Origin of the sequence: Actinosynnema sp. NPDC050436, from assembly GCF_040655415.1 — a bacterium.
GTDB lineage: Bacteria > Actinomycetota > Actinomycetes > Mycobacteriales > Pseudonocardiaceae > Actinosynnema.
In genome coordinates this window covers 23,743-47,074 of sequence record NZ_JBFAJV010000005.1, presented here as the reverse complement: position 1 = coordinate 47,074, position 23,332 = coordinate 23,743, and the positions used below count along the sequence as shown (strand labels likewise).

Annotated in this window: 20 protein-coding genes, 3 tRNA genes, 1 other RNA gene and 1 pseudogene; 8 read left to right on the top strand and 17 right to left on the bottom strand. The window is 69.8% G+C overall.

Going from position 1 to position 23,332, the window contains the following annotated elements; all coding sequences use genetic code 11:
* Positions 1 to 138: 138 nt before the first annotated feature.
* The 3 genes and pseudogenes from AB0I60_RS15100 to AB0I60_RS15090 all read right to left on the bottom strand — a co-directional run.
* A pseudogene (locus AB0I60_RS15100) lies at positions 139 to 204 on the bottom strand (hypothetical protein); the annotation flags it as partial.
* Positions 205 to 364: 160 nt separating this feature from the next.
* On the bottom strand, positions 365 to 1,009 hold the full coding sequence (locus AB0I60_RS15095) for an NUDIX hydrolase (protein WP_360729813.1): 645 nt from the start codon (positions 1,007 to 1,009) through the stop codon (positions 365 to 367).
* Complete coding sequence (locus AB0I60_RS15090) at positions 927 to 1,853, bottom strand: hypothetical protein (protein ID WP_360729811.1); 927 nt, start codon at positions 1,851 to 1,853, stop codon at positions 927 to 929. The genes AB0I60_RS15095 and AB0I60_RS15090 overlap by 83 nt, the downstream gene beginning before the upstream one ends.
* A 659-nt stretch (positions 1,854 to 2,512) precedes the next feature.
* On the opposite strand from AB0I60_RS15090, the gene AB0I60_RS15085 reads away from it, so the two are divergent.
* A complete protein-coding gene (locus AB0I60_RS15085; protein ID WP_360729810.1) occupies positions 2,513 to 3,223 on the top strand; it encodes a DddA-like double-stranded DNA deaminase toxin in 711 nt (236 codons plus the stop codon).
* Positions 3,220 to 3,708, top strand: coding sequence for an Imm1 family immunity protein (locus AB0I60_RS15080; protein ID WP_360729808.1), 489 nt, complete (start codon positions 3,220 to 3,222; stop codon positions 3,706 to 3,708). Before AB0I60_RS15085 ends, AB0I60_RS15080 begins: the two co-directional genes overlap by 4 nt.
* 292 nt (positions 3,709 to 4,000) lie before the next feature.
* On the opposite strand, the gene AB0I60_RS15075 is transcribed toward AB0I60_RS15080, so the two are convergent.
* A tRNA-Ala gene (locus AB0I60_RS15075) sits at positions 4,001 to 4,073 on the bottom strand.
* Between the two features lie 124 nt (positions 4,074 to 4,197).
* On the opposite strand from AB0I60_RS15075, the gene AB0I60_RS15070 reads away from it, so the two are divergent.
* Positions 4,198 to 5,490, top strand: coding sequence for an AMP-binding protein (locus AB0I60_RS15070; RefSeq protein WP_360729806.1), 1,293 nt, complete (start codon positions 4,198 to 4,200; stop codon positions 5,488 to 5,490).
* A gap of 15 nt (positions 5,491 to 5,505) precedes the next feature.
* On the opposite strand, the gene AB0I60_RS15065 is transcribed toward AB0I60_RS15070, so the two are convergent.
* From AB0I60_RS15065 to AB0I60_RS15055, 3 genes are all read right to left on the bottom strand, one after another.
* On the bottom strand, positions 5,506 to 6,264 hold the full coding sequence (locus AB0I60_RS15065; protein WP_360729803.1) for a thioredoxin domain-containing protein: 759 nt from the start codon (positions 6,262 to 6,264) through the stop codon (positions 5,506 to 5,508).
* 67 nt (positions 6,265 to 6,331) lie between these two features.
* Positions 6,332 to 7,639, bottom strand: coding sequence for an MFS transporter (locus AB0I60_RS15060; RefSeq protein WP_360729800.1), 1,308 nt, complete (start codon positions 7,637 to 7,639; stop codon positions 6,332 to 6,334).
* A gap of 57 nt (positions 7,640 to 7,696) precedes the next feature.
* The gene (locus AB0I60_RS15055) at positions 7,697 to 8,506 is read right to left on the bottom strand and encodes a GNAT family N-acetyltransferase (RefSeq protein ID WP_360729797.1); all 810 of its coding nucleotides are present in this window, start codon (positions 8,504 to 8,506) and stop codon (positions 7,697 to 7,699) included.
* Between the two features lie 102 nt (positions 8,507 to 8,608).
* On the opposite strand from AB0I60_RS15055, the gene hrpB reads away from it, so the two are divergent.
* Complete coding sequence (hrpB, locus tag AB0I60_RS15050; protein ID WP_360730630.1) at positions 8,609 to 10,939, top strand: ATP-dependent helicase HrpB; 2,331 nt, start codon at positions 8,609 to 8,611, stop codon at positions 10,937 to 10,939.
* 125 nt (positions 10,940 to 11,064) lie between these two features.
* Here hrpB and ssrA read toward each other — a convergent pair.
* Positions 11,065 to 11,439: a transfer-messenger RNA gene (ssrA, locus tag AB0I60_RS15045) on the bottom strand.
* 166 nt (positions 11,440 to 11,605) lie between these two features.
* Here ssrA and AB0I60_RS15040 point away from each other — a divergent pair.
* Positions 11,606 to 12,853, top strand: coding sequence for a sensor domain-containing protein (locus tag AB0I60_RS15040; RefSeq protein ID WP_360729795.1), 1,248 nt, complete (start codon positions 11,606 to 11,608; stop codon positions 12,851 to 12,853).
* A complete protein-coding gene (locus AB0I60_RS15035; RefSeq protein ID WP_360729792.1) occupies positions 12,841 to 13,485 on the top strand; it encodes a response regulator transcription factor in 645 nt (214 codons plus the stop codon). Before AB0I60_RS15040 ends, AB0I60_RS15035 begins: the two co-directional genes overlap by 13 nt.
* 42 nt (positions 13,486 to 13,527) lie before the next feature.
* On the opposite strand, the gene smpB is transcribed toward AB0I60_RS15035, so the two are convergent.
* The 5 genes from smpB to AB0I60_RS15010 all read right to left on the bottom strand — a co-directional run bounded on the left by smpB (position 13,528) and on the right by AB0I60_RS15010 (position 17,412).
* A complete protein-coding gene (gene smpB / locus AB0I60_RS15030; protein WP_360729789.1) occupies positions 13,528 to 14,004 on the bottom strand; it encodes an SsrA-binding protein SmpB in 477 nt (158 codons plus the stop codon).
* 38 nt (positions 14,005 to 14,042) lie between these two features.
* Positions 14,043 to 14,942, bottom strand: a complete 900-nt coding sequence (gene ftsX, locus AB0I60_RS15025) for a permease-like cell division protein FtsX (protein WP_360729786.1) — start codon at positions 14,940 to 14,942, stop codon at positions 14,043 to 14,045.
* A gap of 41 nt (positions 14,943 to 14,983) precedes the next feature.
* Positions 14,984 to 15,673, bottom strand: a complete 690-nt coding sequence (gene ftsE / locus AB0I60_RS15020) for a cell division ATP-binding protein FtsE (RefSeq protein ID WP_015098467.1) — start codon at positions 15,671 to 15,673, stop codon at positions 14,984 to 14,986.
* Positions 15,674 to 15,762: 89 nt separating this feature from the next.
* Positions 15,763 to 16,860: a peptide chain release factor 2 gene (gene prfB, locus AB0I60_RS15015; RefSeq protein ID WP_360729782.1), complete on the bottom strand. Its 1,098-nt coding sequence runs from the start codon at positions 16,858 to 16,860 to the stop codon at positions 15,763 to 15,765.
* 51 nt (positions 16,861 to 16,911) lie between these two features.
* A complete protein-coding gene (locus AB0I60_RS15010; RefSeq protein ID WP_360729779.1) occupies positions 16,912 to 17,412 on the bottom strand; it encodes a helix-turn-helix transcriptional regulator in 501 nt (166 codons plus the stop codon).
* Between the two features lie 378 nt (positions 17,413 to 17,790).
* Between AB0I60_RS15010 and AB0I60_RS15005 the strand changes: the two genes are divergently transcribed.
* A complete protein-coding gene (locus AB0I60_RS15005; protein WP_360729776.1) occupies positions 17,791 to 17,985 on the top strand; it encodes a hypothetical protein in 195 nt (64 codons plus the stop codon).
* 54 nt (positions 17,986 to 18,039) lie between these two features.
* Here AB0I60_RS15005 and AB0I60_RS15000 read toward each other — a convergent pair.
* The 3 genes from AB0I60_RS15000 to AB0I60_RS14990 form a co-directional block, all read right to left on the bottom strand.
* Positions 18,040 to 18,113: transfer RNA gene (locus AB0I60_RS15000), tRNA-Met, on the bottom strand.
* A 274-nt stretch (positions 18,114 to 18,387) separates the two neighbouring features.
* Positions 18,388 to 18,461, bottom strand: a tRNA-Met gene (locus AB0I60_RS14995).
* A 94-nt stretch (positions 18,462 to 18,555) separates the two neighbouring features.
* A complete protein-coding gene (locus AB0I60_RS14990; RefSeq protein WP_360729774.1) occupies positions 18,556 to 21,543 on the bottom strand; it encodes a UPF0182 family protein in 2,988 nt (995 codons plus the stop codon).
* 106 nt (positions 21,544 to 21,649) lie between these two features.
* Between AB0I60_RS14990 and AB0I60_RS14985 the strand changes: the two genes are divergently transcribed.
* On the top strand, positions 21,650 to 22,189 hold the full coding sequence (locus AB0I60_RS14985; RefSeq protein WP_360729772.1) for a PPA1309 family protein: 540 nt from the start codon (positions 21,650 to 21,652) through the stop codon (positions 22,187 to 22,189).
* Positions 22,190 to 22,223: 34 nt separating this feature from the next.
* Here the strand turns inward: AB0I60_RS14985 and AB0I60_RS14980 are convergent, their stop codons facing one another.
* Complete coding sequence (locus AB0I60_RS14980) at positions 22,224 to 23,309, bottom strand: PDZ domain-containing protein (protein ID WP_360729769.1); 1,086 nt, start codon at positions 23,307 to 23,309, stop codon at positions 22,224 to 22,226.
* Between the last annotated feature and the right edge of the window lie 23 nt (positions 23,310 to 23,332).

The following is a 23,332-nucleotide window of genomic DNA, read 5'->3' as shown; positions in this document are numbered from 1 at the left end:
CAGTGGGCTTCCGAGGACGCGGTGGAGCAAGTCGTCCTGGAGCGGTTCGAGTGCCACGAGTCGTCCGAGCACGTGGATGAGGTCGAGCAGTTCGGTCGTGGTCGACGGCGTCCAGGTGGTCAGGACGATGTCGTCGAGCGGGGACTTGCGGTTGCCGGAGGGGTTTTTCTTGCGGTAGCCGAACCAGTGCTTGAGCACCCGCATGCCGGCGACCTCGTAGTTCCACACCTCGGGGGTGGCCGGGGCAGTTTTCTGAGGCATCTACGGTTCGCAATAGCGATTGAGCGCGCTCCGGTGGTGGCGATGCCCCGGATCACATGGGATCCACTTTTCGGGACGCCGCTGGCGATCATCGACCAGGCGGTTACCCGTACTCCAGGTAGACCGAACCTCCATGCATATATGCACTATCAGCTTGGGTTAGTCTGCGGGCACGCCGAGGAATGACGTAATCGTCGATCTTGCTCACCGGAGCCCATTCACAGCGATCCAATTCTGAGTCATCCAGGATGATCCGCTGTTCGTCGTCGCCGAGCGTTCCGCAGTCGAACAGCCAGAGCACCTTGTCGCCTTCGCCATCGTCGGGTGCCCAATCCACGACGAGCAGGTGTTGCGGCTCTCGGTCGAGGTCGAGTTCCTCGCGTAGTTCCCGGCGGCAGGCCGCTGCTGGCGACTCTCCGATGTCTACGTAACCAACCAGGAATTTCCCAGCCGTTGCTGTAGGTCTTGTGCACCAGCAGGATTCGGTCCTGATCGTCGACGAACAAGGCTCCGGCGGCCATGCGAGGCGTTGCGAAGCGGTCGGCGTCTGTAGCCATGCGTTGAGCCTACGGAGGTCGTCGGACGGCTGCGCTACTCCACGTTCAGGCGTTGGGCCAAGCTGGCAGGGGCGTGGCTGGGCTTGGTGCGTTGTCGGCGCATCCACATCAGCACCAGTTGGCGTTGGCGCCCAGGCGTTGTGCCGTGTCGTTCGCTTCGCGCAGGAAGTCCTGGGTGCACGTGTGGTCATTGGCGCGCGCTGCCGCCGTCGCCCCTGCGAGGAACAAGCTGCCGTAGATCGAGAGCATGGTGCGGTTAGCACGAGGCAGTCCGGGCGGAGCACTGCGGCTGCTGCTTCGGTGAGTTGCATGGCTGGTGCGTAGCGGCCGGTTGAGAGCAGGGCGTGTACAACTGAGCGGAACAGTGAGCCCAGGATGCAGGATGACGGGGTCGCCTGTCTGCTGGGCAGCCGCAAGGCCGCGTTCGGCGGCGATCCAGGCGAGGTCTGCTTCTCCGAGCTTGGTGAGCAGAGACATCGCAGCCTGGTAACTGAGGGCCAGGAGTCGTTGAGCTTGGGGGCCGTGTGTCTGCACCGCTTGGACGGCGTCGGCGAGCAGGAGTGGGACTCGATTAGCAACGAACCCGTACTTGGAGGCTTCGTAGGCGTTGATGACTGCTTCCACTTCACTACGCAGGCCATCGAGGTCGATAGGGCCAGCGTCACCGTTGGGCGTCGCCGCTAGTGGACTGGGTTGGCGGTAGTCCATAAGCGTGGCTCGGAGGGCGGAGACGCTCGCCATCCCGCCCTCGGGAATCCAGTCGAGCAGAGTGGGTTCGCCGATCAGGTCGCCGACCGAGACGCTCAGGGCGTCCGCGAGGCTGCGTATGACCGAGAGGCGGTCGAGATCGATGACATCGAGCACCGGGGCGTCCCCCTCGCCGACCACGGGATGAGCCTCTGCCCAACACTCGTCGGTTCTGGTAGGTGTGCAGGTCAGCACCCATGAGGAGCGTCCAGAACGGACGGCGCGGTAGGTGGTGTCACCTGCCGACAGCCAGGAGGGATGGTCGGTCCTCACCGAGGACACGATCACGGCGAGGCTCCCTACGGTGGGGTTGAGGGTCACCCATGATGCCGATGTGACCTCCTCGGCACACCCACCCCGCCGGCGTGGCGAAGTGGATGCACCGGAATGGACGTTGACGCTCACCGAGTGCATGTAGGCCGCGCCCAGGTACCGGCAGTGCTTGGCCGGACGACAGACCGCAACGTTTAGAGGGCGGCTGCTTTGAACGAGCGCCGGCTCCGTCCCGGAGCCTGTTCGACGCTTTGTCCTCTCTGGCGGAAGTTCCGCTCAGACAGTCGTCTACCAGCCTCGGATCGTGTGTCCATACTCGGTGTCGGGGTCAAGAGTGCGTCTGCGACACGCCCGCCGGAGTCCTTAACGTCCCCGAGATCGCCCAATCGCTCCGACTCGGCCACATCCTCAAAGACCCCGTCCAACGCACCTACTCCCACGTCGCCCCCGAAGTCACCAGCCGCCTGCTCCAGTGCCTCCAAGACCGCTGGGACAAAGCCGTCGTCGACGTCGGTGACAGCACCTGGCGCAGGATGGCGTAGCCGGTGCGCACTCGTCCTCTCAAAGGCCAGCTCGGGCCCTCGGCCCTTCAGGCGATCCTGTTCAGGTACCAGCAGGTGCCACGATGAAGTCGCCGTCAGGGAGGGGACAAGTACGTGGCCTCATTGGGGGACGTGGCCGCCCAGTTCAAGACCACGCTGGCGAAGATCGACCACCTGGCGGCGGCACTGAAGACAGCCGAGGACCTCGTCCAGGAGGCTGCTGACCAGCTCGGAGCTGCTGGTGCCGGTAGTGCCCAGGAGTACGAATTCAGCCAGGTGGTGGGCCGATGGACCGACGTGGCGGAGAGCACGTCCATTCTCCTCGACCTCGTCTCCAACATCCGCACGCAGATCGAGCAGCTCCTGCACGGCTTGGTGGGCGACGGCCCATCGCATAAGCCGACGAAGGACCGACCACCGAAGCCACCGCACGCGGGTGCTGATCCGCCGCCGGACATAACCTGGGCTGAGCGGCAGCGAGAACAACTACCGAAGTACATCACCAGCGGAATCTATGCCGACCCCGACGGCAACACCGAGATCGTCCAGAGCGGCCAGGAGGTCGACGGCACGCACCAGCGGGTCGCCGACCACCTACGCAACCTCGGCTTCCCGGCAGGAACCAGAGAACGCGTGACCATGGGTGAGCACGTCGAGGGCAAGGTGGCCTGGCGACAGCGCAACAGCGGAGTGGGCCACGTCGAACTCGTGGTCAACAACGAGATGTGCCAGGGCATGAACTCCTGCCGCAAACTCGTCCCGTTCATCCTCCGGCCAGGACAAACCTTGGTCGTCCACGACCCGGTAACGTCGCGGGTCTTCCACGGAAGGAGCCCGTCGTGACCCCGCTCGACATCTACTACTTCAGCGGTGACAACCGCGCCGACGAGCCTGTCACCGTGGACGATGACATCGCCTTGGACGATGTCATGACAGACATCCTGGCCAATCCACAGCCGCACCCGACCGTGGTGTACGCCAAGGACCGGCCGACGATCGGACCGGCGGAGTTGCCGGACCACCAACTCAAGTTCGACCTCGACACCGAGCACCAGATCGCCGCCGTCCACCTGTTCGGCCCGAAAGACTTCCTGCCAGCCGACATGACAGGCGAGGCGGACGACGCCACGGCATGGATCGCCCTACCCCGGCAGGCGGACATCCGAGTCCCCAACGGCGTGACGCTCTACATCGACAGGGACACCCGCACCGAGTTCCCCAGGGAAGCCTTCCTGCCGCTAAGCATGCTTCGCAGTCTCCTGCACGAGTTCATGCGGACCGGCAAACGCCCCACATGTGTCGACTGGCAGCGAACCGACATCTTCTAGCGACAACGCGGTCCTACGCGCCCGTTGACGGCCGTCCGGGACCGTTAGGGGTTGGTTACACCGGAGCCGGACGTCGGTAGCCGCTACGGCCGCCGAAAGTCGCTGTACAGAACCACCCGACCGGGTCACCGAGACCTGGAGCACAACGCTGACAACATTTCGTGCGGAGCGACCGCCTGCTCCAGATTTGCTCCAGCTCGGCCACCGCAGCCCACAGTGGACCGAAAAACAAGATCGCCCGCCACCTGCATTACCGCAGGTCAGCGGGCGAATCAGTCAAGCTATTAACTTGTGGAGCTGAGGGGACTCGAACCCCTGACCCTCACACTGCCAGTGTGATGCGCTACCAGCTGCGCCACAGCCCCGTGCTTCGCACGTTTCGCGGTGACCGGGGCCGCCGCTCTCGTGTGGCAATACCGTACAACACCGGGCCCTCCGGATGGAAATCGGGGGTACCGGTGGGGTGTTCGGGCTGCTAGACCGGGGTGCATGGGTGTCTTGACGTTGGTCGAGCCGGATGCCGAGGGGGTTCGTCCCTCGGTTCGTCGGGTGGTGCAGGAGGAGCGGCTGCGGGGGTTGATCGGGCGGTTGTTGGCGGCCGGCGGGGTGCAGGCGGAGCGGTTGCGGGGGGTCGGGGTTTCGGGGGGTGGGGACGTTTCGCTCGACGACCTGGCGCGGTTGCCCTTCGTGACCAAGCACGACCTGTGGGAGCACTACCCCGACGGCTTCCAGGTCGATGACCGGATCGTCTGCATCCACGGCTCCTCGGGGACCGGTGGGCGGCCCACCTTGATCTCCTACACCGCTCACGACGTCGACGTCTGGGCGTCGGTCATGGCTCGGGCGCTCGGCGGGGCCGGGGCGTCTTCGCGCAGTCGGATCCACAACGCCTACGGGTACGGGTTGTTCACCGGTGGGCTCGGGGTCCACCACGGCGGGATGCGGCTCGGGGCCACCGTGGTGCCGTTGTCGGGTGGCATGACCGAGCGGCAGGTTCGGCTGATCGCCGACCTGCGGCCGGATGTGTTGTGCTGCACGCCTTCCTACGCCGTGCACCTCGGCGAGGCCCTGCGGCACAGCGGGGTCGAGTCGCCGTTTCGGGTCGGGGTTTTCGGGGCCGAGCCGTGGACGGACGGGATGCGCGAGCAGCTCCAGGGGCTGCTGGGGCTCACCGCGCTCGACATCTACGGGCTGTCAGAGATCATCGGGCCCGGTGTCGCCTGTGAGTCCCTCGACTCGCAGGGGATGTTGAACGTCGCCGAGGACCACTTCCTGGTCGAGGCGGTCGACCAGGCGGGCGACCCCGTCCCGGACGGCACGCCGGGCGAGCTCGTCTTCACCACGCTCACCAAGACCGGGATGCCGTTGCTGCGCTACCGCTCCGGTGACGTGGCGACGCTGGCCGGCCCGGTCGAGGGCAGCCCGCGCACGTTGCGGCGGATGAGCAAGGTGCTGGGGCGCCGGGACGACATGCTCGTCGTGCGCGGCGTGAACGTCTTCCCCACCGAGATCGAGAGCGTGGTCCTGGCCGACCACCGGGTGGGCCCGCACTACCTGATCGTCGAGGACCGCCGCGCCCGGCCTGAGCTGTGGGTGGTGGTCGAGGGGTCTTCGGACGGGAGCCTCGCGGACGACCTGGTCGGTGCCTTGCGCGCACGGCTCGGCATCACGTGCAAGGTGGTCGTCGCGCCGGACGGGACCGTGCCGCGCACGGAGACCGGGAAAGCACGACGGTTGGCCCGCTGGGTCGAGGGCCAACCGCCGGTCGCCGGGTTGTCGTAGGAGGAGCGGCGAGACCTACTTCAGCAGGTTGGTCAGCCAGTCCTTGTCGCCGAAGTCGACGGGCTGGTCGTTGCGGGCGACGGTGGGCGTGCCCTTGAAGTACGAGGTGGCGCGCGCCTTGTCCAGCTCGGCCTGCGCGTCCGCGACGTGCGTGTCGTTGTCGACGCAGGTCTTGAACGCCCCGTCCGAGATGCCGAGGTCGTTGCCCAGCTGCACGAGCTGCTGCTTGGTGTAGCCGGGGCCGCCCTCCTCGGGCTGCTTGGCGAACAGCGACTCGTGGTACTGCCAGAACTTGCCCTGGTCGACGGCGCACAGTGCGGCGTTGGCGGCGTCCTTCGAGTAGCCCTCGGGGCTGGACATGCGGATCAGGAACGGCAAAGCGTGGTAGCGAACCCGCAGCGCGCCCTTCTCGACCTCCTGCTTGATCTGCTCGCCGTAGATCTTCTTGAACTGCCCGCACGCCGGGCAGAGGAAGTCCTCGTAGAGGTCGATGGTGACCTTGGCGCTCTCCTCGCCGACCACCACGACGCCGCCCTCGCGCTTGATCGGCGCGGAGACGCCGGCGACGTTGTCGGGCGGGGTGAGGGTGTCGGTGGTGGAGTCCGACTTGGACCAGATGACACCGCCGACCACGGCCAGCGCGAGGACGATGACGACCACGACGCCGATGATCACCTTGGTCTGGTCGCCCTTGGCACCCCGGGCCGCGGCCACCGCCTTCGCGGCCTGCTGCTCCTGCTTCTTCTTCCGAGCGTTGCGCTCCGCGCCACCCACGTCGCAATCCTCTCCGCCTCGCCTGCCGCCGCAGGCTACCGAGAGATGCTGAGCGGAACCTGAGTGCTCACGCGTCCGGTTGGCGCGGGCGGCCCGCGAGCCGTTCGCCGGTGGGCACCTCGGGGCCCTCGTCCAGGCATCCGGCCTCGTTGGCGACGACCTCGGCGACGTGCGACGACGGTTCGCGCGGCAGGGTCTCCGGCGCGAACACCCAGACCGCCAGGGCGATGATCATCATTACGCCCGTAAGTGTGAAGGCCGCGCTGTACGACACGTGGTCGACCAGCACGCCGGCCAGCAGCGGCCCGATGATGGCACCGCAGTCGGTGACCATCTGGAACGCCGCGAGCACCGGCCCGCCCTTGGCCTTGGCGCCGATCACGTCGGCGACGACGGCGTTCTGCGGCGGGTTGAGCAGGCCGGCCCCGATGCCCGAGACCAGCGACGCGGCCATGAACCACGGCACGCCGGTGGTGAAGCCGAGCCAGATGGTGCCGACCGCCGACACCGCGAGCCCGGCCATGGCCATCGGCTTGCGCCCGATGGTGTCGGACAGCTTGCCGGAGATCATCAGCACGGCCGCGTTGCCGGCCGCGAAGACCGACAGCGAGATGCCGGCCAGCGCCGGGCTGCCGTTCAGGGCCTCCACGACGAACAGCGGCACGAGCGAGATGCGGACGCCGAACACGGCCCAGCCGTTGGCGAACCCGGACGCCAGCGCCGCGCGGTAGGCGGGCGAGCCGAGGGCCTGGCCCACGCTGAGCGTGGTCTGCTGCGCGTTGGGGTCGAGGGCGGCGAGCGTGGAGCGGCGCAGGAACCACCAGACGACGAGCGCGGCGAGCACGAGCGCGGCGGCGTAGGTGACGAACGGCACGCGGATGGAGATCTCGGCGAGGGCCGCGCCGATGATCGGACCGGCGATGTTGCCGAGCAGGAAGCCGGTGGCCCACAGTCCGGAGGCCCGGCCGCGCATCGGCGCGGGGGTGATCCGGATGAGCAGGCCGACCGCCGCGACGGTGAACATGGTGGAGCCCACGCCGGCCACGGACCGGAAGACGATCAGCTGCCAGTAGGCGGTGGCGAACCCGCAGGCGGCGGTGCCCAGGGCGACGATGAGGATGCCGACGACGTAGGTCCGGGTTTCCCCGAACCGGCTGACCAGCCGCCCGCTGACCGGCGCGAACAGCAGCCTGACCAGCGCGAACGCGCTGACGATCGCGGAGACGGCGAAGGTGCCGACGTCGAAGCTCTTGGCGTAGGCGGGCAGCACCGGGGCGACGATCCCGAACCCGACGGCGATGATGAAGCTGGCGACGACCAGCACCCACACCTCGCCGGGGAGCCGGGGTTTGGACCGCACGTCGTTCCCCAGCACAGTGCCCTCCGCTCTCTGTTAGCTGTGCTAAGGATATGCCGAAGGACCCTCGAAAACTCAATCCAACAGTTCGTCAACTCTGCGTGCATAGGCGGTCACGGGGTATCCGGTCTCGAATCCGCACGCGTCCGCGAACCGCTCGCCGCCCCCGCCCTCGGCGACGTGCGCGGCCACCAGGAGCGCCCCGAGATCACGCAACGCGGCCACTGCACCGTGCACCAGAGCCGTGCCGACGCCGCGCCGCCGGCGCGCGGGCCGCACCACGACGTGCTCGACCAGACCCACCCGGTGCTCGGCGAAGCCGGACGCGAACCCGGCGAGCCGCTCCCCGTCGTCCACCACGACGAACACGCACCTCGGGTCGTCCAGCCGCTGGCCCAGGTGCCGCGCGAGCCGACGGGGCTCCGCGCCCAGGTCGTCGGCGAGCAGCGCGGCCACTTCGGGCAGGTCGGCGTCCACGGCCGCGCGCACGCCCCTGCCGGACGCCGCGCCCCGGTGCACGACCGCCAGCGCCTCCTCCACGGCGTACCAGCCGGCGTCGTCGGCGATGCCCTCGATCTCGGCGACGGTGGTCGGTGAGGCGTACACCACGGCCTCGGCCCGCCCCACGTCGGCAAACGTTTGCTCCAGCCGCATCAGCGTGCCGGCGACCTCGGCGGACGAGCCGTAGACCGCGCACGCGTGGTTGCCCAGCGGCAGCGGGTTGTCCCGGTTCACCACGACCTGGGCGCACCCGACCCGGCCGACCTTGCCGTAGCGGACCGCGCCGGAGGCCAGCCGCGCCGCCTCGACCAGGGTGGCCAGCTCACGGGCCCGGTACGGGTCGAGCAGTTCGGGGTCGTCGGGGTCGCGCAGCGGGTCAACCACCCGACCAGCCTCGCACGTGCCGGCCACGCCGGCGTGCCTCGCGCACCGCGCCGGCCACGCCGGCGTGCCTCGCGCACCGCGCCGGCCACGCCGGGAGGCACACTGGCCCCCGTGGAACTGCCGATCACCGGGGTCTTGGACGAGCTGGTCCGGACGCTGTCCGAGCACGGGTCGACGGTCCTGGTCGCCCCGCCCGGCACCGGCAAGACGACCCTCGTGCCGCTCGCGCTGGAGGGCCGGGTGGTGGTCGCCGAACCCCGCCGCATCGCCGCGCGCGCCGCCGCCGCGCGGATGGCGAGCCTGCTGGGCGAACCGGTCGGCCGGACCGTGGGGTACGCGGTGCGCGGCGACCGCCGCACGTCGAAGGACACCCGGATCGAGGTGGTCACCTCGGGCCTGCTGGTGCGCCGGTTGCAGCACGACCCCGAGCTGGCCGGCGTGGGCACGGTCCTGCTGGACGAGTGCCACGAGCGGCACCTCGACGCCGACCTCCTGCTGGCGCTGCTGCTCGACGCGCGCGAGGTGCTGCGCCCGGACCTGCGCCTGCTGGCGACCTCGGCGACGGTCGCCGCCGACCGCCTGGCCTCCCTCCTGGGCGACGCGCCCGTCCTGCGCGTCGAGGCGCGCACGCACCCGGTGGACGTCGCCCACGTGCCGGCGCTGCGCACCGAGCGCCTCGAAGCGCAGGTGGCCAGAGCGGTCCGCCGGGCGCTGTCCGAGGGGGACGGCGACGTGCTGGCGTTCCTGCCCGGTGTCGCGGAGATCCGCCGCTGCGCCGCGCTGCTCGCGGACGCGGACGTCGACGTGGTGCCGTTGCACGGCCGGCTGGCCTCCGCGACCCAGGACGCCGCGCTGCGGCCCGGCTCGCGCCGCCGGGTCGTGCTGGCGACCTCGATCGCGGAGTCGAGCCTGACCGTGCCGGGCGTGCGCGCGGTGGTCGACTCGGGCCTGTCCCGGGTGCCGCGCGTGGACCACCGGCGCGGTCTGGCGGGCCTGGCCACGGTCCGGGTGAGCGCCGCCGTGGCCGACCAGCGCGCCGGGCGGGCCGGCCGGGAGGCTCCCGGGCGCGTCTACCGCTGCTGGCCCGAGCACGAGCACAGCACGCTCCCCCGCTACCCGGAACCCGAGATCCGCACCTCCGACCTGACCCGCCTGGCGCTGGAGCTGGCCTGCTGGGGCACCCCGTCCGGCGAGGGCCTGGGCTGGTGGGACGCCCCGCCGCCGGGAGCCCTGGAGGTCGCGCACACCACCTTGCGGGCGCTCGGCGCACTGGACGACAGGGGGATCACCGATCGCGGCCGGAAGATGGCCGACCTGGGCCTGCACCCGCGCCTGGCCCGCGCGCTCCTGGACGGCGCGCGGCTCGTCGGCCCCCGGACCGCGGCCGAGGTCGTGGTCCTGCTCGACAACGACCGCGCCGCCGACGGCGTGGAACTCGACGCGGCGCGAGCCGATCCCCGGGAGGTGCGCCGGCTGGCCGCGCTCGTGGAGGGCCGGGAGCGCCCGTCCCCGGACGCGCGGGCGCTCGTCGTCGCCCTCGCCCACCCCGAACGCCTGGCCCGCCGGCGCTCCCCCGGGTCGTCGCTCTACCTGATGGCCGGCGGCACGGCGGCCGAGCTGCCGCACGGCGCGCTGTCCGACGCGGAGTGGCTGGCCGTGGCGGCGGCCGACCGGGAGCCGGGCCGCGCGCACGGCCGCATCCGGCTGGCCGCGCGCGCGTCGGAGGAGCTGGCCCGCCAGGCCGCGCCGGCCCTGCTCACCGAGGAGGACGACGTGCGCTGGGACGGTGACGTGGTCGCCGAGCGCCGGGTCCGGCTGGGCGCGATCACGCTGTCGGCCAAGCCGCTGCGCACGCCGGAGGCGACCCGGGCCGCGCTGCTCGCCGGTCTGCGCGCCGAGGGCACGGGCCTGCTGGGCTGGGACCAGGACGGGCTGCGCACCCGCGAGCGGGTGGCGTTCCTGCACCGCGTGCTCGGTGCGCCGTGGCCCGAGCCGGACGACGGGGCGCTGATCGCCGTCGTGGACCTGGGCGGCGCGCGCCGGCGGGCGGACCTGGCGAAGATCAGCGGCGAGAAGGTCGTGCGCCTGCTGCTGCCGTGGCCGGCGGCGGCCAGGTTCGACGAGCTGGCCCCGGACCGCCTGCAGGTGCCGTCCGGCTCGCGGATCAGGGTGGACTACTCCGGCCACGACCCGGTGCTGGCGGTCAAGGTCCAGGAGGTGTTCGGCTGGACGGCGACGCCGCGCGTCGCCGACGGCCGCGTGCCGGTCGTGCTGCACCTGCTGTCCCCGGCGGGCCGCCCGACGGCCGTGACCGGCGACCTGGCGTCGTTCTGGCGGACCGGCTACCCGCAGGTGCGGTCCGAGCTGCGGGGCCGCTACCCGAAGCACCGGTGGCCCGAGGACCCGCTCACCGCGCCACCCGCACGCCGCTAGACCCCGAAGAACGATCTTCCACGCCTGGGACTCCCCCGGTGGGTCGGCCCCCGTCGCCGACTCACGCGCCCACCACGGGCACAACGACAGCGGGCGCCCACCGTGTCGGTGGGCGCCCGCTGTCACTGTGGAGGTGCCGGGAATCGAACCCGGGTCCTCTGCCGGCTCATCAAGGCTTCTCCGTGCGCAGTCAGCTAGGTCTCTGCTCGGCCCCCGCGATCACGCTGACAAGTCGCTGTGACGGGCCCAGTCACTGTGGGTGTCCCTGCCGTTCCCCGTGACCGGGAACGGAGGTGAGCCTCCTTGCTGATGCCAGCATCCGGAGCGGAGGCTCCTCCGGGCTGACAGCTCACTCTCCTGGCTGCTAGGCAGCGAGGGAGTAAGCGGCCTGGTCGTTAGACTCGGCGCTTATTGGTTTGCGATGACGCTTGCGGTGGTCTCTCGCCTGCACCGGCACGCTTCCCTTGAATCAACGCACAAAGTCGAAACCGTTCACCCCCTGGTCGGGTACCTCGTCCGCACAGCATAACGTGCCCGGGGCCGGACCTCATTCCCAATTCGCCCGGTAGGGCTGGCCCCACCCTCCGGACGCCGGCCGACACGATGGTCCGGGGGCCCGCCGACGGGCGATGCTGGTCGGGTACATCTGGCGTGAAGGTGGGGAACATGACTGCGCGGGCCAACCCGGACATCGCACGGACCAGCGGGTACTTCCTGCTGAACCTGTTCACCGGACTGTTCTGGTTCGGTCTGCTGGTGCCGCTGCTGGCCGTCAGCGTCAGCACCATGGTGGTGTGGGTCGGGTTCCCGCTGCTGGCGCTCACGCTCGTGCTGGCACGCGGCGCGGCGAGCCTGGAGCGGTCCTGGCTGCGGGTGGCGCTGGGCGTCGACATCCCCCCGCCGTACCGGCGGCTCCCCGAGGGCAGCCTCTACACCCGGACCAAGGCGATGCTGACCGACCCGGCCACGTGGCGGGACTTCGCCTACTGGATGGTCATGCTGCCGCTGGGCATCGTGGAGTTCGCCGTGGTCGTCGCGCTGTGGCCGGCCGTGCTGGCGCTGACCTTCTTCCCGCTGGTCTGGCACTGGCTGCCGGGCACCCTGGAGGTCAGCATCGGCGACGCGACGTGGCTGGTCGACTCGCTCGGCAAGGCGCTCCCCCTCAGCGTCCTCGGCCTGCTGCTGGGCGTCCTGGTCCTGCCGGTGGTCAAGGCCCTCGGCCGGGCGCACGCCGCGCTGGCGCAGGGCCTGCTGGGCCCGTCGCGCACCCGCTTCCTGGAAGCCGAGACCGACCGGCTGTCCGCGAGCCGCGCCCGGGGCGTGGAGGCGGCGGAGGCCGAGCGCCGGCGCATCGAGCGCGACCTGCACGACGGCGCGCAGCAGCGGCTGGTGGCCGTCGCCATGGGCCTGGGCCGGGCGCGCGGCAAGATGGAGTCCGACCCGCAGGCCGCCGCCGAGCTGATCGCCGAGGCGCACGCCGACGCCAAGCTGGCCATCTCCGAGCTGCGCGACCTGGCCCGGGGCATCTACCCCAGCGTCCTGGGCGACCGGGGCCTGGACGCAGCCCTGTCGTCGCTGGCCGCGAAGTGCCCCATCCCGGTGGACGTGTCGGTCGACGTCGAGCCGCGCCCGCCGACAGCCGTGGAGAGCGCCGCGTACTTCACCGTCGCCGAGGCGCTGACCAACATCGCCAAGCACGCCGGCGCCACCCGAGCCGCCGTCAAGGTCACCCGCACCGAGAACTCCGTCGTCGTCGAGGTGACCGACAACGGTCACGGCGGCGCGCAGATCCGCCCGGGAGGAGGGCTGGCGGGCTTGGCCGACCGGGCTGCGACCATTGACGGCGTGGTCGTGGTGGTCAGCCCCGTCGGGGGGCCGACCGTGATCCGGACGGAGCTGCCGTGCGCGTGGTGATCGCCGAGGACTCGGTGCTGCTCAGGGTGGGCGTGGAACGCCTCCTCGCGGACGAGGGCATCGAGACGGTCGCGGCCGTGGAGGACGGTGACGCCCTGCTCGTCGCCGTCGAGGAGCACCGCCCCGACCTGGCGATCGTGGACGTCCGGATGCCCCCGAGCTTCACCGACGAGGGGCTGCGCGCGGCCATCGAGGCCCGCAAGCGGGTGCCGAACCTGCCCGTCCTGGTCCTGTCGCAGTACGTGGAGGAGCGCTACGCCGTCGAGCTGCTCGCGGGCGGCGCGAACGGCGTCGGCTACCTGCTCAAGGAGCGGGTGGCCGACGTCTCCGAGTTCGTGGCGGCGGTGCGCCGGGTGGCCGAGGGCGGCACCAGCATCGACCACGAGGTCATCACGCAGCTCATGGTGCGCAGCAAGCGCAACCCGGTCGACTCGCTGACCCAGCGCGAGCGCGAGGTGCTGGGCCTCATGGCGGAGGGCCTGTCCAACGCCGCGATCGCCAAGTCCCTGGTCGTCTCGGACGGCGCGGTGGAGAAGCACGTGGGCAACATCTTCGCCAAGCTGGGCCTGGAGCCCAGCACCTCCGAGCACCGCCGGGTGCGCGCCGTCCTGGCGTTCCTCAACCTCGGCTGACGACCGGCGGGCGGCCCGGTCCGGAACCCGGCCGCCCCCGCGTCAGCGACGGCCCTTCAGCGCACGCCCGTACGCCTTCTGGATGTCCCGCTGGGCGTCCCGCTTGGCGATGTCCTGCCGCTTGTCGTACGCCTTCTTGCCCCGTGCGAGCGCCAGCTCGACCTTGACGTACCCGTCCTTGAAGTACATCTGCAGCGGCACCAGCGACAGGCCGCTCTCCTTGGTCTTGCCGATCAGCCGCTCGATCTCCTTGCGGTGCAGCAGCAGCTTGCGCTTGCGCCGGACCTCGTGGTTGGTCCACGTGCCCGCCACGTACTCCGGGATGTGCAGGGCGTGCAGCCACACCTCGCCGTCGTCGACCTGGCCGAAGGCGTCCACGAGGGACGCCCGGCCCATCCGCAGGCTCTTGACCTCCGTGCCGACGAGCACGACACCCGCTTCGAAGGTGTCGAGGATGGTGTAGTCGTGCCGAGCCTTGCGGTTCGACGCGATCACCTTCTGACCGCGTTCCTTGACCATGCCGAGAACCTTACGTGAGCCGGCCAACCATTATCGGGTCACAACCGCACGTACAGGCGCAGTGTCACGTAGCCGGTCAACGCCGAGATGAGGACCGCCACGCCCAGCAGCACCGGCGAGATGATCACCACGTCCAGCAGGCCCATCGGTGGCAGGATCTGCGAGCTGAACAGGTCGCCGGACACCCTCGTCGCGCCCCACACCATCAGCGCCAGCCCGCCCACGCCGACGATCGCGCCGATGACGCCGGCGACCACCGCCTCGATGAGGAACGGCAGCTGCGTGTACCACCGCGTCGCGCCCACCAGGCGCATGATGCCGACCTCCGTGCGCCGGGTGAACGCCGACACCTGGATGGTGTTGGAGATCAGCAGCAACGCCGCCAACGCCTGCACCAGCGCGAGCCCCAGCACGATGTTGCGCAGCCCGTTGAACACGTCCAGCAGCCGGCTGAGGAACTCGCCCTGGTCGTTGACCGCCTTCACGCCCGCCTTGCCGGTGAACGCCTGCACGATCACGCCCGCCCGCGCCGGGTCCTCCAGCTTCACCCGGAACGTGGCCGGGATGGCCTCCGGGCGGGCCAGCTTCACCAGCTCGGGCTGCGCCTCGAAGATCTGCCGGAACCGCTCGTAGCCCTTCTCGCGGTTCTCGTAGACGACCGAGTCCACGCCGGACGTGGTCTCCAACTGGCTGCGCAGGCCGGCGCACGGCTGCTGCGCGCAGTCCTTGTCGTTCGCGCTGACGTCGTTGGTCAGCAGGACCGACACTTCCAGCTTGCTCTGGTAGTTGTCCTGCATCTTGTCGACCATGCGGACGATGAGCAGTGCACCGCCGAGCAGGCCGAGCGAGATCGCGGTCGTGAGGATCATCGCGATGGTCATCGTGACGTTCCGGCGCAGGCCGGTGACGACCTCGCTGAACACGAAGCTGGTACGCATCGGGGGGAACGTTCCTCAGGGTCGGGGGATGTGGAGGTGTCTCAGCGGCCCACGCCGTAGACACCCCGCGCGTCGTCGCGGATGATGCGGCCGTGGTCGAGCTCGACCACGCGGCGGCGCATGGAGTCGACGATGTTGTGGTCGTGGGTGGCCATCAGCACGGTCGTGCCGGTGCGGTTGATCCGCTCCAGCAGCAGCATGATGTCCTGGCTGGTGTCGGGGTCCAGGTTGCCGGTCGGCTCGTCGGCCAGCAGCACCAGCGGCCGGTTCACGAACGCGCGGGCGATCGCCACCCGCTGCTGCTCGCCGCCGGAGAGTTCGTGCGGCATCCGGTCCGCCTTGCCGTCGAGGCCCACGAGCTGGAGCACCTCGGGCACCACCTTGACGATGGTGTTGCGCGGCTTGCCGATGACCTCCAGCGCGAACGCCACGTTCTCGGCCACCGTCTTGTTCGTCAGCAGCCGGAAGTCCTGGAACACGCAGCCGATGGACTGGCGCAGGCGCGGGACCCTGCGGCGGGACATCTTGGCCACGTCGAAGTTCGACACGTAGACGCGGCCCTTGCTGGGCACTTCCTCCCGGAGCAGGAGCCGCAGGAACGTGGATTTGCCGGACCCGGAAGGTCCGATCAGGAACACGAACTCACCCTTGTCCATCTCGACCGAGACGTTGTCGAGCGCGGGGCGCGTGGAGGTCTTGTAGACCTTGGACACGTGTTCGAGTCGAATCACGACGGGTGAGTCTACCCGTGGCCTGGGTAAAGCCTTCGTCTCGCCCGTCGAAACGCGGCGTGGCGAAGGCTTGACCGATCACGAACGGGCTACGCCTGCTGCTTGCGCCACCGGATGCCGGCTTCCAGGAAGTCGTCGATCTCGCCGTCGAGCACGGCGGACGGGTTGCCGACCTCGTGCTCCGTGCGCAGGTCCTTGACCATCTGGTACGGGTGCAGCACGTAGGAGCGCATCTGGTTGCCCCAGCTCGACCCGGAGTCCTTGAGAGCGTCCATCTTGGCCTGCTCCTCCTGCCGCTGGCGCTCCAGGAGCTTCGCCTGCAGGACGGCCATCGCGGTCGCCTTGTTCTGCAACTGGGAGCGCTCGTTCTGGCAGGACACCACGATCCCGGTCGGGATGTGCGTGAGGCGCACCGCCGAGTCCGTCGTGTTGACGCCCTGCCCGCCCGGCCCGGACGAGCGGTAGACGTCGACCCGCAGGTCCTTCTCGTCGATGTCGACGTGGTCGGTCTGCTCGACCACCGGCACCACCTCGACGCCCGCGAACGACGTCTGCCGGCGGCCCTGGTTGTCGAACGGCGAGATGCGCACCAGCCGGTGCGTGCCCTGCTCGACGCTGAGCGTGCCGTACGCGTAGGGCGCGGTGACGCGGAACGTCGCGGACTTGATACCCGCCTCTTCGGCGTAAGAGGTGTCGAACACGTCGACGGAGTAGCCGTGGCGTTCGGCCCACCGCGAGTACATCCGCAGCAGCATCTCGGCGAAGTCCGCCGCGTCGACGCCGCCTGCCTCGGCCCGGATGGTCACCAGCGCGTTGCGCTCGTCGTACTCGCCGGACAGCAGCGTGCGGACCTCCAGCGAGGAGATCTCGTCGCGCAGCTTGACGCGCTCGGCGTCCGCCTCGGCGATGCTGCCCTCGTCGCCCTCGTCCTCGGCGAGCTCGTAGAGCACCCCGAGGTCGTCCAGGCGGTCGCGCAGCGCGACCACGCGGCGCAGCTCGCCCTGCTTGTGCGACAGCTGGCTGGTGACCCGCTGTGCCTGCTCCTGGTCGTCCCACAGGTCCGGGCGGGCCGCGGCCTCCTCCAGCTCCGCGACCTGGGCGCGCAGCGCAGCGAGGTCCATCACCGCCTCGATGCTCGCCAGCGTGGCGGAGAGGTCCTTGATGTCTGCTTCGACGTCCGGGTTCACGGCAGAAGATTACGCCAGGACCGGTCGCGGAGTGCGACCGGTCGGCGCTCGTCAGGCCGTGGGGATGGCGTCCAGCAGCTTCAGCACCGCCTTGGCGTGCGCGAGCGCGAACTCGGCGACCGCCTTGGCGTAGGCGTCCTCCGCGGTCTTCACCGCGGTCCTGGCGGCCTCCTGGTCGGCGCCGTAGTTGGCCCGTGCCGCGTCCACCAGCGTCTGGCGCTGCTTGGCGGTCAGCGAGCCGGCGTGCACCAGCCGGAGGATCAGCGGGCTGCGCAGGTGGTCGGGGCCCGGCTCGGACAGCAGCCAGTTCTTGAAGGCCCTCTTCCCGGCGGCCGTCAGGACGTACTGCTGGCTGGAGCGTGGGCCCTGCTTTCCGAGGCGCAGCAGACCCGCGTCAGCCAACGCGGGCAGCTCGCGGTAGACCTGGCTGCGGGTGACGCTGAAGAACGCTCCGAAGCGCTCCCCGGCCTCAGCCACCAGCTGGCCACCGGTCTTGGGTCCGTCGTGCAGCAGCCCGAGCAGGGCGGCGGCAGTCGCGTTCAGGTCCGACACGACACCAACGGTGCCACTTCCGGGTGCGGCTGTCCACAATGGTCAGCCGTTCTGTCCACTGTGGCTGATCACGGGCTAGCGGAGTTGGGCCAAGCGGAGCAACGCAAAGCTCCGTTCCGTGACCGCCCGCTGATCAACGCCACGCTTTCGGCCGCTTGACCGGAAGTGTCCACCCGGACTGGAAACGCATTGCCCCGCAAGGGAAACCGCACTTTTGCGTTCACCCGAACGGCCACCCCACGTGACAGCCCGCTCTGTTGCTCTTGTTCCGGGCCCTGCCGCTTAGCACAACACGGTGATATGCACCCTCTGGTCTGGCGGATACCACCAGTGCTGGGATCATCACTCCACGTAGGCGGCTTCTCTGGGAGGTGTGTGGTGGGCATCAAGTGGATGGACGCCAAGGTGGTCAAGAGTGCCAGGGCGTGGGCCAGCGGCTCACTTCCCGACCAGGCCGGCAAGGACGAGTGCATGGTGTGCGGCAAGCAGATCCGCCGCCACCGCACCGTGGCCGGCGAGGGCAGGGTCTGCTCCCTGGTCTGCGCCCAGTACTGGGCGGAGAACATGACCTGAGCGCCGAAATGACGAAGACCCTCTCTCCACCAGGAGAGAGGGCCTTCGCCGTAGTAGCGGGGACAGGATTTGAACCTGCGACCTCTGGGTTATGAGCCCAGCGAGCTACCGAGCTGCTCCACCCCGCGTCGCTGAAACCAACAGTACACCCCCGCCCCTCCACAACCAAATCGCCCCCCACAACCCACCCGAACAATCCCCACACCAGCCAAAACACCCAAGCCACCCCCCGGATAGCTCGACAACCAGATGCGGACCACCAGATACGAACAACGATTCGCGCCCCCGGGATGGGGGTGCAGGGGGCGAAGCCCCCCTGCGCGGGGCCCGGGGGCTGCGCCCCCGGTGAAATGCGAAAAAGTCCCGTCTGCGAACTCCGCAGACAGGACTTTCCCAGCTTTGTAGCGGGGACAGGATTTGAACCTGCGACCTCTGGGTTATGAGCCCAGCGAGCTACCGAGCTGCTCCACCCCGCGTCGGTAATACGAACTCTACGCCGGGGTTGCCCGGAAGTGCAAATCGGGTGGCCCGGACGTGTCCGAGGCCACCCGATTCACGACTCGCGACCGGTCAGCCGGTCGGCGTGGGCGACGGGGCCACCGACGAGGGCTGGCCGGTAGGCGGTGCCGCCGCCGAGGCCGCCTCGAACTTCTTGGTGGCGTCGTCCAGCGCCTTGTAGGCGCTGCCCAGCGCCGCGAAGTCACCGCTGCCCTGCGCCGCCTTGATGGCCGCCAAGGCGCTCTGGATGTCCTTCACGGCCTGCTGCACCTCCGTGCTCTGCCCGTTGCCGTTGCCCGGAGGCGTGGTGCTGGTGGGCGGCGTGGAGGTGCCCGGCGTCTGCCCCGGCACGTCGGGCAGCTGCGCCGACGCGCCGGTGAGCACCTTCTCCAGGGCTTCCTTCAGGGTCGAGGCGTAGCCGACCTTGTCCCCGAAGCTCACCAGGACCTTGAACAGCTGCGGGAACTGGGTGTTCTGGCTGGCCCGTTCGATGTAGATGGGCTCCACGTAGAGCAGCCCGCCGCCCACCGGGAGGGTGAGCAGGTTGCCGTAGACCACCTTCGTCTGCCGCTGGGTCAGCAGGTTCAGCTCGCTGCTGACCTCGCCGGAGGTGAGGAACTGGGTCTGGATCTGCTGCGGGCCCTTGGCCTCGTTGTTCAGCGTGAGCACGCTGATCTTCCCGTAGTTGTCCGGGTCGGAGCGCACGCTCACGTACGACGCCATGAACTCCCGGTTCTGCCTGACCAGCGCGCTGGTCAGCTGGAAGCTCACCTTGTTCGGGTCACCGGTCGGGTCGCCCGCCAGCACGTAGAACGGCGGCTGCTGGTCGCGTTGCTGCTGGCTGTTCTGCTGCTGCTGCTCGGGCGTGGTGACGTTGTCCATGGTCGGGTCGGACGGCACGCCCCAGAACGAGACGCCGGAGTAGAAGTCCTGCGGCTGGTCGACGTGGTACTGCGCGAGCGTCTCGCGCTGCACCTTGAACAGGTCCTCCGGGTAGCGCAGGTGGTCGCGCAGCGACTGGCTCATCTCGCTGCTCGCCTTCACCGTGCCGGGGAAGACGCCCATCCACGCCCGCAGGACCGGGTCCTGCTCGTCCATCGCGTACAGGGTCACCGTGCCGTCGTAGGCGTCCACAGTGGCCTTGACGGAGTTGCGGATGTAGCTGACGTCCTTGTTCGGCTGCTGCGCGACGCCGGGCAGCGAGTCGTTCGTGGCCGACGCCAGGGACGTGCGGCGCGCGTACGGGTAGTTCTCCAGCGTCGTGTAGCCGTCGACGATCCAGGTGATCTTGCCGTCGACCACGGCGGGGTACGGGTCAGCGTCCACGGTCAGCCACGGGGCCACCTTCTCCACCCGGTCGCGCGGGTGGCGGTTGAAGATGATCCGCGAGTCGTCGCCGATGGCCGAGTTGAACAGGATGTTCCGCTCGCCGTAGGCGGCGGCGAAGACCAGCTTGTTGAACAGGCCGCCGATCCGCACGCCGCCCTTGCCGTCGTAGGTGTACTGCGAGCGGTCGGTGTCGTACTCGCCCGGCGAGCCGCTGTCGCGCCCGCCGACGATCGAGTAGTCCGCCGCGCTGCCCAGCTCGCCGAAGTAGGTGCGGGGCTGCTGGACGCCGAACGGGCCGGGCCTGACCTTGCCCTCCTGGTCGACCTCGGCCGCCTCGAACACCGGGTAGCCGCCGTTGCCGCCCTGGTCGGCCGGGGAGTTGATCTTGCTGGCCTCGGCGAACACCATGCCGTTGCCGTGCGTGTAGATCAGGTGCTGGTTGATCCAGTCGCGCTGGCCCTGCGGGATGCCGGCGGTGTTCAGCTCGCGGACCGCGACGATGTAGTCCTGGAGCTGGTTGTCCACTTTGTACCGGTCGACGTCGAGCTTCTCCGGGAACGCGTAGAACGGCCGGAGCTGCTGGAACTGGGTGAACGTCTTGGAGACGACGGCCGGGTCGAGCAGCCGGATGTTGCCCAGCGTCGCCTGGTCGTTCTTCAGCTCGTCCAGCGAGACGTTCTGCTTGCCCTCGTACGGTTTGGTCTCGACCTTGTCGTCGGTGAGGCCGAACGCCTCCTTGGTCGCCGCGATGTTCCGGCTGATCGAGTCGGCTTCCTTCTCGATCGCGTTCGGGCGCACCGAGAACTGCTCCAGCACCGCCGGCCACGCCGCGCCGACCAGGATGCTGCTCAGCACCAGCAGGACGGTGGCGATGGCGGGGAGCTGGAGGTTGCGCAGCACCGCGCCCACGAAGAACGCGATCGCGCAGAACACCGCGATGCACAGCAGGATCAGCTTGGCCGGCAGCACCGCGTTGAGGTCGGTGTAGGTCGCGCCGGTGAACTTGTCGTTCCGGTCGGAGAACAGCAGTTGGTACCGGTCGAAGAAGTACGCCACCGCCTTGAGCAGCACGAACACGCCCGCGACGATGGACAGGTGGGTGCGCGCGGGCCCGGAGAGCTGGCCACCGCGACCGGCCAGCCGGATGCCGCCGAACAGGTAGTGGGCCACCACCGCGCCGACGAACGACACCGCCGTGGCGATGAACAGCCAGGACAGCAGCCAGGTGTAGAACGGCAGCTGGAAGGCGTAGAAGCCGATGTCGTGGTTGAACTCGGCGTCGGTCTGGTTGAACGTCGTGGCGTTGAAGAAGAGCTGGATCTTCTGCCAGTCGCCCTGCGCCGAGCCGCCCGCGATGACGCCGACGACCACCGGCAGCCCGATGGCGAACAGCTTCATCCGGCGGGTCACCACGGAGCGGTACCGGGCGACCGGGTCGTCGGGGCCGGACACCGGCACGAACACCGGCCGGCTCCGGTAGGCGAGGACCAGGTTGAGCGCGACGAGGCCGCCCACCAGCAGGCCCACGGCGAAGAACAACCCGAACCGGGTCGCCAGCTGGATGCCGTAGACGCTGCGGAAGCCGACCTCGTCGAACCACAGCCAGTTGACGTAGGTGCCGAGCAACCTGGAGCCGGTGATCAGACCGACCAGGACCACCGCACCGACGATGAGCAGAATCCGGCTTCGACGGGACAGCCTGGGCAGTCCGACCGGGGGCCGAGTGGCCACTGGGCACGCTCCAAGATCGCGGTAATGGCTTTCGTACGTTCTGTCCAACTGTACGGAGGCCGCCCGGGGTTCCCCGTCCGGTCGCCCGATTCGGGTGGATGCGACCATGGCGCACGTGTCAGCGACTGAGAAGCCGCCCGTGGTGCTGCCCGCCGTGGCCCGCGAGGTCGAGGAGTTCGTGTCCACCGCCGGCTGGAACCAGGCACCCCAGCTGTTCGCCCTGGTGCCGACCGCCGACCTGCTCGCGCAGCAGCCCGAGCTGGCCGGTCAGCTCGACCCGTCGGCGTCGCCGCTGACCCCGATCGCGCAGGACGAGCTGCCGGACTCGGAGCTGGACAAGGCGCTGGCCGGGATCGTCTGGCCGGAGGTCGTGCGCGGCTGCGCGCTGGCCCAGGAGATCGTCGTGCTGCCCCCGGAGGCCGAGGCGTCGCTGTCCGAGGACCTGGACGACGAGGCCGCCCGCCGGTTCGCCGCCGAGCACCCGCAGCGCCGCGAGGCGCGTCTGGTCGCGGCGGTGCTGCGGGACGGCTCGGTGGCGTGCGTGCTGCGGCTGCGCGGCGGCGTGGAGGCCCCCGACGAGGTCGTGGAGCACCCCGAGCTGGCCCCGAACCTGACCGACGCGCTGCTGGAGACCCTGCGCCCCTGAGCCGCGCGCCCCTGAACCGCCGGCCGGGACGGCGTCAGCAGTGCGGCGCGTCCTTGCCCGCGTTGATCGCCTTGAGCGACTCGACGGCGTCGGCGAGCTTCTCGACCTTGACCAGCCGCAGGCCCTCCGGGGCGTGCTGCTTGGCCTCGTCGCAGTTGCCCGCCGGCACCAGGAAGGTCGTCGCGCCGCCCTCGCGCGCGGCGACCATCTTGAAGTTGATGCCGCCGATCCGGCCGACCTCGCCCTTGTCGTTGATCTCGCCGGTGCCCGCGACCGACTGGCCGCCGTTCAGCTCGCCGGGCGTCAGCTTGTCCACGATGGACAGCGCGAACAGCAGCCCGGCGGACGGGCCGCCCACGTCGCTGAGGCTGATCTTGATGTCGAACGGCACGTCGGCGCGGTCCACCGGCCGGATGCCGAGGAACCCGCTGGTCCGGTCCTCGGAGGCGCCCAGGGTGACGGTGGCGGTCTGGCGGGCCGACTGGCGCTGGAAGGTGATCTCCACCCGGTCGCCCGGCTTGGTGTTCTCCAGGGCGGCCCGCACGTCCTCGAAGCCGGCGACCTCCTTGCCGTTGACGGCCACCAGGCGGTCGTCGGGCTGGAGCACGTTGTCGGCGGCGCTGCCCCGGGTGATGTCGCCGGCGACGACCTTCACCGGGTAGGACAGGTACCGCAGCGCGGCCACCTCGGCGCTGGTCTGCGAGTCCTGGAACGCCTTCACGTTCTGGTCGCGGACCTGCTGCTCGGACTCGCCGGGCCGGAAGAACTCCTCGCGCGGCGCGAGCGCGTACCGGCCGGTCACCCACAGGCCCAGCGCGCCGAACAGCGAGATGTCGTCGGTGAGCGACACCGTGGTCATGGTGAGGGCACCGTTGGTCGGAAACGTCTCCTGACCTTCGATGTGCACCACGTCGGTCCCGTTGACCTGGCCCAGCGTGTTGTACGTCGGGCCGGGGCCCAACGCGACGTAAGGCACCCTGGCGAACCCTCCGAGCAGGCCCAGCACCAAGACCACCGTCAGGCTGATCACCAGCGTCCACGTGCGCCTCGTAAGGCCCCGGCGAGGCCGGGTCGGGCGCTTCGTCGGCTGCTCCACGACGGTGTCGGTGCCTTCGCTCACGCCCGACAGGGTACGACCACCCC

Coding starts and splice junctions, on each gene's coding strand:
- smpB (WP_360729789.1), bottom strand. CDS start 14,004: ATGGTCAAGGAACGCGGTCAGAAGGTGATCGCGTCGAACCGCAAGGCT.
- AB0I60_RS15070 (WP_360729806.1), top strand. CDS start 4,198: ATGGGTGTCTTGACGTTGGTCGAGCCGGATGCCGAGGGGGTTCGTCCC.
- AB0I60_RS15040 (WP_360729795.1), top strand. CDS start 11,606: ATGACTGCGCGGGCCAACCCGGACATCGCACGGACCAGCGGGTACTTC.
- AB0I60_RS14985 (WP_360729772.1), top strand. CDS start 21,650: ATGGCGCACGTGTCAGCGACTGAGAAGCCGCCCGTGGTGCTGCCCGCC.
- ftsX (WP_360729786.1), bottom strand. CDS start 14,942: ATGCGTACCAGCTTCGTGTTCAGCGAGGTCGTCACCGGCCTGCGCCGG.
- AB0I60_RS15095 (WP_360729813.1), bottom strand. CDS start 1,009: ATGACCACACGTGCACCCAGGACTTCCTGCGCGAAGCGAACGACACGG.